This window comes from Planococcus notacanthi (assembly GCF_030407825.1).
Lineage (GTDB): Bacteria > Bacillota > Bacilli > Bacillales_A > Planococcaceae > Planococcus > Planococcus notacanthi.
The window spans coordinates 1,235,427-1,247,964 of the sequence record NZ_JASDCQ010000001.1; the positions used below are offsets into that span (position 1 = coordinate 1,235,427).

General features: G+C 46.1%; 11 protein-coding genes. All 11 read right to left on the minus strand.

The annotated features are described in order from the left end of the window. Nucleotides 1–14 precede the first annotated feature (14 nt). Nucleotides 15–2,138: an HD family phosphohydrolase gene (locus tag QMA01_RS06055; RefSeq protein WP_290214526.1), complete on the minus strand. Its 2,124-nt coding sequence runs from the start codon at nt 2,136–2,138 to the stop codon at nt 15–17. A 185-nt stretch (nt 2,139–2,323) separates the two neighbouring features. Further along, nucleotides 2,324–3,283 (minus strand): PhoH family protein, encoded by a 960-nt coding sequence (locus tag QMA01_RS06060; protein WP_191715897.1) that lies wholly within the window; start codon nt 3,281–3,283, stop codon nt 2,324–2,326. 243 nt (nt 3,284–3,526) lie between these two features. After that, a complete protein-coding gene (locus tag QMA01_RS06065) occupies nt 3,527–4,021 on the minus strand; it encodes a hypothetical protein (RefSeq protein WP_191715898.1) in 495 nt (164 codons plus the stop codon). Nucleotides 4,022–4,051: 30 nt separating this feature from the next. Then, entirely contained in the window at nt 4,052–5,038 is a 987-nt protein-coding gene (gene floA / locus QMA01_RS06070; protein WP_191715899.1) for a flotillin-like protein FloA, read from the minus strand. A gap of 4 nt (nt 5,039–5,042) precedes the next feature. Beyond that, on the minus strand, nt 5,043–6,368 hold the full coding sequence (locus QMA01_RS06075; protein WP_191715900.1) for an NfeD family protein: 1,326 nt from the start codon (nt 6,366–6,368) through the stop codon (nt 5,043–5,045). Nucleotides 6,369–6,598: 230 nt separating this feature from the next. Further along, complete coding sequence (rpsU, locus tag QMA01_RS06080) at nt 6,599–6,772, minus strand: 30S ribosomal protein S21 (protein ID WP_008431605.1); 174 nt, start codon at nt 6,770–6,772, stop codon at nt 6,599–6,601. Between the two features lie 95 nt (nt 6,773–6,867). Continuing rightward, nucleotides 6,868–7,536, minus strand: a complete 669-nt coding sequence (deoC, locus tag QMA01_RS06085) for a deoxyribose-phosphate aldolase (RefSeq protein ID WP_290214527.1) — start codon at nt 7,534–7,536, stop codon at nt 6,868–6,870. Between the two features lie 122 nt (nt 7,537–7,658). Beyond that, a complete protein-coding gene (locus tag QMA01_RS06090) occupies nt 7,659–8,396 on the minus strand; it encodes a 16S rRNA (uracil(1498)-N(3))-methyltransferase (RefSeq protein ID WP_290214528.1) in 738 nt (245 codons plus the stop codon). A gap of 12 nt (nt 8,397–8,408) precedes the next feature. Beyond that, nucleotides 8,409–9,350 carry a 50S ribosomal protein L11 methyltransferase gene (gene prmA / locus QMA01_RS06095; protein WP_191715903.1) on the minus strand — a complete coding sequence of 314 codons (942 nt, stop codon included), beginning with the start codon at nt 9,348–9,350 and terminating at the stop codon, nt 8,409–8,411. Between the two features lie 122 nt (nt 9,351–9,472). Continuing rightward, complete coding sequence (dnaJ, locus tag QMA01_RS06100; RefSeq protein WP_191715904.1) at nt 9,473–10,594, minus strand: molecular chaperone DnaJ; 1,122 nt, start codon at nt 10,592–10,594, stop codon at nt 9,473–9,475. Between the two features lie 113 nt (nt 10,595–10,707). Next, the gene (dnaK, locus tag QMA01_RS06105; RefSeq protein WP_290214529.1) at nt 10,708–12,534 is read right to left on the minus strand and encodes a molecular chaperone DnaK; all 1,827 of its coding nucleotides are present in this window, start codon (nt 12,532–12,534) and stop codon (nt 10,708–10,710) included. Nucleotides 12,535–12,538 lie beyond the last annotated feature (4 nt).

A 12,538-nucleotide genomic window follows, 5' to 3' on the forward strand; every position in this document is an offset into this window, starting at 1 on the left:
AGCAGTTCCTCCTGTCAATTGGTTTCTTTCGGATATTCGATGCGTGAGTGGAAAATGCCGTTCAGGGTTTCACACATCACCGCTTTTACTGTCTTCAGCTCTTTCAAGGATATATCACATTCCTCGAATTGCCCATCTTTCAGTTTATCCTCAACTATCGCATCCACCAATTTTTTTATCTTTTCTGATGTTGGTTCCTTCATCGACCGGACAGCAGCTTCCAGGCTGTCTGCAATGCAAATGATGGCAATTTCCTTGGTTTGCGGCTTCGGCCCCCGGTAGCGGAAAGACGCTTCTTCAAGATCCGGATTGTTTTCCTTCGCTTTATAATAGAAAAACTTCAACAAACTTGTGCCATGGTGCTGTGCTGCCACATCCACGATTTCCTGAGGCATTTTATGTTTCTTAAGCATCTGCGCCCCTTGAAAGCCATGTGCGAGAATGATATCACGGCTTTTCTCTGGCGGCAGGCGGTCATGCGGATTTCCAATGTTCACTTGGTTTTCAATGAAGAATTGAGGCTGTTTGGTTTTGCCGATATCGTGGTAATAACAGCCGACTCTGGCAAGCAGGCCGTTCGCTCCGATCGCTTCACAGGAAGCATCCGCCAGATTGGCGACCATCAAACTGTGATGGTATGTACCAGGGGTTTCCATCAGGATTTTTTTCAATAAGGGATGATTCGGATTGGACAGCTCAATCAGGCGCATCGTCGACAATAGGCCGAAGGCTGACTCGAAGAACGGCAGCAAACCAATCGCCAAAGCACCGGAAAGCAACCCCGAGACAAGGGCTGCTGTAAAATAAAAGCCGATTTCCGACCAACTATACTGCGTTTGGCCGATCAACAAATAAATGGCGACAAACAGCATATTGACCAATGCGACTGCCAAGCTGATCTGCAGCAGACGCCCACGCCCTCCATCTTGTTCAATCAAATAAATGGCAGCCAATCCACCAAACAGGATATAAAGCGCGACATCAATTTGCAGGGAAGCCGAATAGCTGCTCTGGAGCATGATGCCTGCTGCTGCACTGATTAAAATGGTGACATAAACAGCAGCCCGTTCGCCGGCCAGCAGACGGACAATCATTCCTGCCAGCGCGGTAGGGAAGATAAATGCGATGACAAAATCAAAATTGCCGCCGACCGCATACAATAGTTTCATAAGTGCTAAAGAGATGCCGATGACTGCAGCAACCACCAGCAATTCAGTGGTTTTCTTCCGTTCACTTTCGGTTTTTGAACGGGACATGACGGCTAATAGAAGGCCCATGGCGACCAGCACGAAAATAAACAGCCCCAAAAGCGGCTTATAATCCAATTGCTCCTCCGTCATTCCAGCAAGCTCCAGCTGCCGGTACACTTCCCGGTCGACAACCTGGCCTTCCTGGACCAACACCTGCCCCTGCAGAATACGAGTGGGCTCGACACTATTGCGGACCTGTTCCACTTGGCTGGCCGTCAACTCTTCATTGACCAGTTCGTTCGGTATTATTCCGAAACGGCCGATGGTAACTGCTGCTTGGACAACGTTATCCGGAAATTGCTCATTGCGCCGGATGTCCTGCTCGATTTCCGTGCGAATCCTTGCCACTTCTTCTGTCCGAACAGGTTCACTCAAATAGGTTTCCATTAATGCTTCCAATTGCTGTTGCACGGTCAACAAGCTATCATCCGGCAACGCCAATAAAGACCGGAGCATATCATCCGTCAAACGCAAGCCATTTTCGCTGGTCTCCATCAGCCGAAGGTCTTCTCTCAAGTGCGAGATCATGGCATCCGGAGAACGTTGCTCTTTATCATTTTCAGGCGCAGCTTTTGCGTCCAGGATATAGCCGAACAGCGATTCGATCAACGCCACCTGATTGGCGGCAATTTCATCTATAAACTGATAGCTTGGCGCAACTTCTTCTGCCAAACGCTGTTTTTCCAATTCTGTTTTAATCGGATCTTCCACTGTTTTTTCTGAGCGAATCGTTTCCGATGACAATTGAAAAAGGTTGATGTCGTATGTATTGCCCTGAACCGATTCCACTAAAGCGGCATATAGGATTAGCCCGGTCAATAAAATGGCCACCAACATTATTTTTCGGTAGCCTAATTTATCAAAGATTTTCTGTGCCCTTTGACGCATGCCCCCACCCCGCTTTTCTACTTCCATCATAACAACTTAAGAAATAGATTTCACCGTGTATTTCTAAAAATTTGAAATTATCTCTATCCTTATGACAACAGATTGAACAGAGCTATTCGAGTCTGCGGCTATCACATAAAAAAGCACACAGGATTTTCATCCCGCGCGCCTTTATTCCACATCCGTCAGCTTGGCTGATTTTCATAAGCTTCAATTATTTTGGCCACCAGTGGGTGGCGGACAACATCCCCGCTTTCGAGGTATTGGAAATGGATGTTGCGAACCCCTTTCAAAATTGTTTCTGCCGCAATCAATCCGGATTCCGCTCCACGCGGCAAATCGATTTGAGTTTTGTCTCCGGTAATGATCATTTTCGATCCGAAACCAAGACGCGTCAAAAACATTTTCATTTGTGCTTTAGTGGTATTTTGCGCTTCGTCGAGAATAACAAAAGCTTCGTCCAGTGTCCGCCCTCTCATATACGCCAGAGGAGCGATTTCAATGGTGCCGCGTTCGATAAAGCGATTGGTTTGCTCAAGGCCGAGTACATCATGCAGGGAATCATAGAGCGGACGCAGATATGGATCCACTTTCTCTTTCAAGTCGCCGGGCAGAAAACCAAGGCTTTCTCCCGCTTCTACAGCAGGCCGTGTCAAAATGATCTTTTTCACATGGCCGTTTTTCAGTGCCTGGACAGCCATCACTACAGCTAAATAGGTCTTGCCTGTCCCAGCTGGTCCGATTCCAAATACCAGGTCCTTGCTGCGTACAGCATGGATGTAATGCCGCTGGCCGATGGTCTTCGCCCGTATCGATTTGCCGTTCGCATTGCGGGCCACTTCTTCGTCGTATAACTCCGCGAAGTATTCAATCGTTCCGTTTTTGGCCATCTCGATGGCAGAGACGATATCGCGTTGATCGATATTGATATTTTTGCGAATCACCCGCAATAATTGTTCAATCAATAATTTTCCAGTCTGCTTGCCCTCTTCGGAACCTGATAATTTAATAACGTCACCACGGGTAATAATATGGATGTCGAACGCTTCTTCGATTAAAGTTAAGTGGTTATCTGATATCCCGAGCAGCTGAACCGCTTCATTTGGGTCTTTCACATGTAATTCTAGTAGGTTGTTTTCTGTCATGTGGACGCTCCTTGGAATCGAGTATTTACTGCTATTTTTACTCTATCATTAAAGATAATCCTTTGTAAAATATTTGTATTAGATAATTCGAACTATAAGATTTTGTTTTCTCGGAATGTGTAAATTTCGCTGGATTTTGAATCGATTTTCTGTGTAAACCAAAGTTTTATTCCAGCTCTTTTTGTTTACATAATAAAGTTATCAGAAACATAAAAGGTCGGCCAGTAAAAACTGGCCGACCTTTTATCTTTTGGATTTGGGCGGCATCAAAATCTCTGCCATGATGATCCCTCTTCTGACATCCTCATTAGTCAACGGCAGGAAGTCATCTGCGTCTTTTTCTTTCTGTGCAACGGATGGCTGATTTCTCACTGACCGTAAACCGCCGGTAGTGATGCGGTCTTCTATTTCATCTTGCACTTCACGGGACGACACTCGGCGTTGGACTTCCTGGCGCGCTTCCCGGAGAGGCGTTCGATTTACCACTTCTTCCACTTGTTTTTTCACTTGCTGTGTTCGTTCAGGTCGCTGGGTTTGCTGTTTCTGCAGTTCCCCGTAAATCTCTTTGGCATAATCTTCTACTCGCTTAAACGTTTTTTGACCAGAACGCCTGTCGTCAACAGTGGATGATCTTGTCGGGACGGGGCGTTTCGGAACATCGTCAGCCGAGTCTTTTTTGTTCTTATTGAAAAAAGCACTAATCGCCATGATTACAAGCCCAAATATGAGAGCTTCCATACGAAAAACCTCCCTTATGGTTATCGCCGATTATTTATCGTCGGATTTGTCCATACCGGTTTTCGAAATGGACTCTCGCATACCTGTATCTGCTTGAACATTTTTATAGTTGATATAATCCATAACACCGATATTTCCTGAACGAAGCGCTTCGGACATCGCAAGCGGCACTTCCGCTTCCGCTTCGACAACTTTCGATCTCATTTCCACAACTTTCGCTTTCATTTCCTGTTCACTTGCAACAGCCATTGCTCTGCGTTCTTCAGCTTTAGCCTGGGCAATTTTCTTATCTGCTTCAGCTTGTTCAGTCTGCAGTTCCGCACCGATGTTTTTGCCGATATCAACGTCAGCAATATCAATCGATAGGATTTCAAAGGCCGTACCTGAGTCCAAGCCTTTCGAAAGAACAGTTTGAGAAATCAAGTCCGGGTTTTCAAGAACTTTTTTGTGGCTTGTGCTTGAACCGAGTGTTGATACGATACCTTCACCAACACGGGCAACGATCGTTTCTTCACCCGCACCACCGACTAGACGGTCGATGTTCGCACGAACCGTGATACGCGCCTTCGCTTTCACTTCGATTCCATCCATCGCAACACCGGCGATAAATGGTGTTTCAATCACTTTCGGGTTAACCGACATTTGAACTGCTTCCAACACGTCACGCCCTGCCAAGTCAATTGCAGCTGCACGTTCAAATGGCAATTCAATGTTTGCGCGATGCGCAGCAATCAATGCGTTGACTACGCGGTCAACGTTACCGCCTGCCAAGTAATGGCTTTCCAGTTGGTTGATGCTGACTGTCAAACCTGCTTTTGACGCTTTGATCAACGGATTTACAATCCGTGATGGAATAACACGGCGCAATCTCATCCCGATCAGTGTAAAGATACTGATTTTAACGCCTGCTGCCAATGCTGAAATCCATAATGTAATTGGCACAAATGTGAAGAAAATTGCCAAAACAATGATGATACCTATTATCGCTGCGCCTAAACCAATTGCTTCAATTCCCATTCTCTTATTCCTCCTCTTGTTTTTCAAGTTCGCGAACAACTATGCGCGAACCCTCTACCTTGATTATCTTAACATCTTTCCCATTGTCGATAAACCTGCCCTCCGAAACGGCGTCAATGCGCTCGTCATCCAGCTTGATTGTGCCTGAAGGGCGAAGCGCCGTTACAGTCCGGGCAATTTTGCCGACAAGTTCCGGGCGATTTGTAGTCGATACGTATCCACTTTCTGTATCGGTGGCATCCGTCAAGATAATCCGTTTGAACAAATCCAGCCGCTTACCAAAGAATTTCACTACAATCACCATCCCTACTGTTGCTACTATCATTGCAATAAGTACTGCTATGGCGGTGGACTTTAAATCGCCTCCAGCCAATAAAATGCTGCCAAGAATAGCGGCGATCCCGAGGAATCCGGCAACACCGCCCGGAATAATGAACTCGGCCACCAAAAGCCCGAAGCCGATGACCAATAAAATGATGGACTCGTATCCTGCCAAGCCTGCCACCAAGTGACCGTAAAAAAACAACAACAAGGAAGACAGCCCAATAATCCCAGGAATCCCGACTCCTGGTGTAAACAGTTCAAGCAGCAAACCCAAGCCTGCAATTGACAAAAGGATCGGTACAACGATCGGATTGGTCAGGAAACGAGCTAGACTTTCTGAAAATGTTTCATCGACTGTAACAACCGAAGCATTTTCATAGCCTTTTAGCGCCAGCAACTCGCCAAGAGAAGATACAGTCCCTTGCGAATAGCCAACCTGTTCAGCTTCCTGCGCTCCCAACGTCAGCAGCTCACCTTCTGCAACTCCCAGCTCCGGGAGAGCCATTGAAGCATCAGCCATTGCCAATGCATACTCAGGATCCCGCCCGGCTGTCTGAGCTGCATTCTTCATGGAAGCGAGCCATGCGCTGTTCGCCTTATCCGCAGCCGCATTCCCCGCCTGGTCGATCACCTGAGCAGCGCCCATGCGGCCGTTTGGATGCATATAGATTTCATCGTTATGCAAGGCCAGGAAAGCACCAGCCGATAAAGCATCTTGGTTGACGAATGCCATTGTTTCCAGCTGTGTTTTATTGAGTAGCCGAGCAATGCCATCTGCCGCATCCACAAAACCGCCTGGCGTATCGATTTCAAAGATGATGGCCTCTGCTCCAGCATCTTCAGCTTCTTCAATGCCCCGTTCGATAAAAGCTTGCAGTCCTCGTTCAACTTCATCTTCGATCGGAATTACATACACTGTCGAAGTGTCCGCCTGGATCGCCGGGAGCATGAGCAGAAAAGATAACAGTAAAAGTCCAAATCCTGTATAGACTTTGACTCTGCTCAATGGGATCTCTCCTTTCGCAAGTTAAATTTACTGTTTGTATATATACGGATGAAACTGGATTCGGTTTCATTTTTTTGAGCTATTTCCATTATAAATGATTGGCTGCCCAATAACGAAAGAATGCGCTTACAAATATGACAATTAGAAAAGCCGCCAACACATTTACTGTGTTGGCGGCTTAGGCTGGTCGTTCATATTTTTTAAAAGTCGATTATACTTCTTAATGTCAATTAAAATTTACGTTTACGCGCAGCTTCTGATTTTAATTTACGTTTCACGCTCGGCTTATCATAGTACTCGCGCTTTCTTACCTCTTGCATTGTTCCAGATTTAGAAACAGTGCGTTTGAAGCGGCGAAGAGCATCTTCAATCGATTCGTTTTTACGAACTGTAGTTTTTGTCATCTCTTTTTCCCTCCCTCCGAACACACGTTGAAGCGAAGAACAACAAGTGTTATATACTCAAAAATTATATCGTATTCTCAAAGAAAGGTCAATAGTTAATAATCGGAATCTGAAGTTAAGCCCTGCATAATTTTTACGCCTGAGCTTGCACCGATGCGCGTTGCTCCTGCTTCGATCATCGCTTGAACATCTTCCAGACTGCGAACGCCGCCTGAAGCTTTAACACCCAGATCAGAACCTACTGTCTCGCGCATCAATTTTACGTCCTCGACAGTCGCTCCACCAGTTGAGAAACCAGTTGAAGTTTTAACAAAGTCAGCTCCTGCTTCTTTAGACAGTCGGGAAGCCGCCGCTTTTTCTTCGTCGGTCAGCAGGCATGTTTCAAGGATCACTTTCACGATTGCTTTTCCTTTTGCCGCATTGACAACCGCTTCGATATCTTTTTTCACATGGTCCGTGTTGCCGCTTTTAAGGGCGCCTACATTCAACACCATGTCAATTTCGCCTGCACCTTTTGAAATAGCGTCAGTTGTTTCGAAAGCTTTTGTTTCCGGAGTCGATGCACCAAGCGGAAAGCCGATAACTGTACATACTTTGACTTCAGTGCCTGCCAATTCAGCTGCAGCAGTTTCAACCCAAGTCGGATTGACACATACAGAAGCGAACTTGAATTCAGCTGCTTCTTTGCAAAGCTGGATAACTTGGCTTTCGGTCGATTCCGGTTTTAGTAATGTGTGGTCGATATATGATGCAATGTTCGTCATAATAGAAAATCTCCATTCTTGTTTAAAGTCAGTTACTCATCAGGCCAGTTCCCCCAACCGGGAAATGCCGCCGATCACTGTTCTGAGCGTTTTGGATGCCTTGTACAGGCATAGCCCCATTCCTATTCAAACTCACAGGAAATAGCGGCCAGTGCGTACAAAGGCGCAGTTTCTGTCCGCAGAATCCGCGGGCCAAGCGAAGTGAAAACCGCCCCGAAGTTTTTCAAAGCAGCCACTTCAGACTCTGAAATCCCGCCTTCCGGGCCAAAGACAATCAGGACTGAATCTTTATCATACAACGCTTTTAAAATTTCAGCAAACCGCGTCCGGTTCCCGTCCCGCGCCTCTTCTTCATAAGCGACGATAACGGTGTCATAGGTTTCAGCTTGGACCATCAATTGCTTGAAACTGTGGACGGGATGGATTTCAGGGATGTGGGTTCTGTGAGATTGTTCAGCTGCCTCCTTAGCGATTTTTTGGAGCCTGCCGATTTTTTTCCCGCTTTTGGAACTGTCCCATTTGACAATCGAACGCTCTGCTGCAAATGGCAGCAGCGCGTACATTCCCAGCTCTGTTGCTTTTTGTGTAATCAAATCAAGCTTATCGCCTTTCGGCAACCCACAAGCAATGGTCACTTTTTTAGGCAATTCAACTTGCGTTTCCAATTTCTCGCCAAGCTCCACTTCCACATCGAAATCCGCCGTGACGATTTTTGAAAGGTGCGCTTCGCCTTCCATTACTGCGATCAAATAATCTCCTGCAGTTTGGCGCATAACTTTGGCGATGTGCTTAGCATCATCGCCGGTTATTACCACTATTCGATTTTCAGGAATTTTGCCTTCTATAAAATATCGTTGCATCGTGGCACCCCGTTATTCAGGTTTTTTGGAAATGATGGTGACCCAATCTTCCATCATCATGACGTCTTCAATGACAAAGCCAGATGCTTCGAGCGCTTCTTTGACATTGTTCTTTTTCGCTGCAATGATGCCGGATGTGATGTACTGGCCACCTGGTTTCACGACCTTGAACGCATCATCTGTAAAGGACATGATGACTTCCGCCAGAATATTGGCGACGACCACGTCACCCGGTTCCTTGATTTTATCGACCAGGTTGCCTTCTTCTACGGTCACAGTGTTTTGAACTTTATTCAGCTTGACGTTGATTGTTGCTGATTTTACAGCAATGTCATCCAAATCCAGCGCATAGACTTCTTTGGCAGAAAGCAAAGCCGCTCCAATCGCCAGCACTCCTGATCCCGTACCTATATCAATGACTCGGTCTCCCGGCTTAACTGTCTTTTCAAGTGCCTGTAGGCTCATAACAGTAGTTGGATGCGTGCCTGTACCAAAAGCCATTCCAGGATCCAATTCAATGATCAATTCATCGCTTGATACCGGATTATAAGTTTCCCATGTCGGCACAATTGTGAAACGTTTGGAGATTTTGACGGGATGATAATATTTTTTCCATGAAGTCGCCCATTCCTCTTCGTTCACTTCGCTGATGGTCACTTCGTTTTTGCCCAAATTAATATCAAAGGCCACCAGGTTATTGATAGCCAACTTAATGGCCTCAACCGTTTCGCCTAAAAAACTATTGACCGGCAAATAAGCTTTCAAGATTACGCCGTCCACCGGAAAATCTTCCGGATCCAACGAATAGATTTCACCAAAACGATCTTCCCGTTCTTTCGTCAAATCTTCCGAATCCTCGATGACTACTCCGCTGGCACCTGCTTCGTGCATGATATTGGAAACTGCTTCAATCGCTTCATTCGTGGTATGGATTGCTAATTCTGACCATTTCAATTCCGTCCAGCTCCTTTTTCGCTTCCACAATCAGCAAGACTCCCGCATTACGCAAGAGTCTACTGGTTGCAGAAACTGGATTAATTACTGACAGCAACTTCCCCATCAGTCCAGGTTCTCACTTATTCGCCTTTAATGGTCCGTTTGATTTTATCAAACAGCGAGCTGCTGTGTTCTTCTGGAATATCCCCGCTGATTTCCGCAAACTCACGCAGCAGCTGTTTTTGCTTCTCGCTGAGTTTTGTTTGTGTTTTGACGCGGACAATGACATGTTGATCTCCGGTTCCATAGCCATGAACGTTTTTGACGCCTTTGCCTTTCAGTCGGAAACGGGCTCCACTTTGTGTACCAGCTGGAATCTTCAACTTCACTTTACCTGAAATTGTCGGAACTTCGATTTCATCCCCCAATGCGGCCTGTGGATAGGTGATGGAAATATCCAGATAGATATCGTCCCCTTCACGCTGGAACTGTTTATGCGGTCTGACGCGGAATACAACATAGAGATCCCCTGCTGGTCCTCCGTTGATTCCCGGTCCACCTTGTCCAGTAACGCGCAATTGCTGGCCATCGTCTACACCGGCTGGAATCGTGACTTTGATTTTCTTGACTTTGCGCACTTTTCCTTCGCCGTGGCATGTCTGGCATTTTTCTTCGATGATTTGGCCAGAGCCTTCACAATGATGGCAGGCACGGCGGTTGACCATACGGCCAAATGGCGTATCCTGCGTCACATTCAGCTGGCCGGAGCCTTCACAATATGGACATGTCTTCTTCTTCGTACCTGGCTTAGCGCCAGAACCGTCACATGTTCCACATGTTTCGTCTTTCGGCAATTCAACTTCCGATTCCTTGCCGAATACGGCATCCATGAAATCGATGGTCATGGAGTACTGAAGATCATCGCCTTTACGTGGTGCATTCGGATCGCGGCGTCTTGAACCTCCACCGAAGAAAGTGCTGAAAATATCATCGAAACCGAATCCCTCAGCTCCGCCGAATCCGCCGCCGCCAAAGCCTTGGTTCGGATCCTGATGGCCAAACTGATCGTATTGTGCACGTTTTTGCTCATCGCTTAATACTTCATATGCCTCTTTAACTTCCTGGAACTTAGCAGAAGCATCTTTATCTTTATTGATGTCCGGATGAAACTTTTTGGATAAGGTCCGGTATGCTTTTTTAATTTCTTCTTTAGAAGCGGACTTGGATACGCCCAATACTTCATAATAATCTCGCTTATTCATAAGTCACTCTCCCTCTAGCAATCAACTGTAATTGTACACGGTTTAAATCACTGATGCAAAGACATTGAAAAAGCCAAAGCATGTTGCTTTGCTTTGACTTTTCAAGTTCTTGCTTATTTTTTATCGTCGTTAACTTCTTCAAATTCAGCATCGACTACATCGTCGTTGCCTGGAGCTGCGCCTTCTTCTTGAGCAGCTTGTTGAGCTGCTGCTGCCTGCTCGTACGCTTTCATGGAAAGGCCTTGAAGAATCTCCTGCAATTTATCTTTTTTCTCACGGATGTCTTCGATGTTGTCAGACTCCAATGCCGTTTTTAATTCGTCGCGCGCATCTTCCGCTTGTTTTTTCTCTTCTTCAGAGACAACTTCACCAAGGTCAGTGATTGTTTTGTCAGTTGTGAAGACAGCTTGGTCAGCTTCGTTGCGAAGTTCAACTTCTTCTTTTACTTTAGCATCCGCTTCAGCGTTTTCTTCTGCTTCTTTGATCATGCGTTCGATTTCATCGTCCGTCAAAGAAGTGTTGGATTGAATTGTAATTGTCTGCTCTTTTTGTGTCCCAAGATCTTTCGCTTTAACGCTGACGATACCGTTTTTATCGATATCGAAGCTTACTTCGATTTGCGGCACGCCGCGTGGAGCTGGCGGAATATCTGCCAATTGGAAACGGCCAAGCGTTTTGTTGGCTGCTGCCATCGGACGCTCCCCTTGCAATACATGAATATCTACAGCCGGCTGGTTGTCAGCAGCAGTTGAGAATGTTTGCGATTTAGAAGTCGGGATTGTTGTGTTGCGTTCGATCAATTTAGTGAATACGCCGCCCATTGTTTCAATACCAAGAGATAATGGCGTTACGTCCAATAGGACAACGTCTTTAACGTCACCAGTCAATACGCCGCCTTGGACTGCTGCACCCATAGCTACAACTTCATCCGGGTTAACGCCTTTATGCGGGTCTTTGCCTGTTTCTTTCTTAACAGCTTCCTGTACGGCTGGAATACGAGTAGATCCACCGACAAGGATAACACGGTCAATTTCAGAAGCAGAAATGCCAGCATCTTTCAACGCCTGGCGAGTCGGCCCCATTGTGCGTTCAACTAATGAAGAAGTCAATTCATCAAACTTCGCACGGCTCAATGTAACTTCCAAGTGAAGAGGTCCAGCTTCTCCTGCTGTGATGAACGGCAGTGAAATTTGAGTTGAGGATACGCCAGACAAATCTTTTTTCGCTTTTTCAGCCGCATCTTTCAAACGCTGTGTCGCCATCTTGTCTTTCGACAAGTCAACGCCATTTTCTTTTTTGAATTCCTGCACCAAATAATCGATGACCAATTTATCGAAGTCATCGCCACCCAGACGGTTGTCGCCGGCAGTTGATTTTACTTCAAAAACGCCGTCGCCCAGTTCAAGGATCGATACGTCGAACGTACCGCCGCCAAGGTCATAAACAAGGATTGTTTCATCTGTATCTGTTTTGTCCAAACCGTATGCAAGTGCTGCAGCAGTAGGCTCATTGATGATGCGTTCCACTTCTAAGCCTGCGATACGCCCAGCATCTTTTGTTGCCTGGCGTTCTGCATCGTTGAAATAAGCTGGAACTGTGATAACCGCTTTTGTTACTTTTTCGCCTAAGTATTCTTCAGCATAGCCTTTAAGATATTGAAGAATCATTGCAGAAACTTCTTGTGGCGTATATTCTTTGCCTTCAGCTGTTACTTTTTGCTGAGTACCCATCAAGCGTTTTACAGATTGGATGGTGTTCGGGTTTGTGATCGATTGGCGTTTTGCCACTTCACCGACTTGGCGTTCACCATTTTTGAAAGCGACAACAGAAGGTGTTGTACGGTTGCCTTCTGGGTTTGGAATGATTTTTGGCTCGCCGCCTTCTAATACTGCGACTGCTGAGTTTGTTGTACCTAAGTCAATACCGATAATTTTGCTCATTATG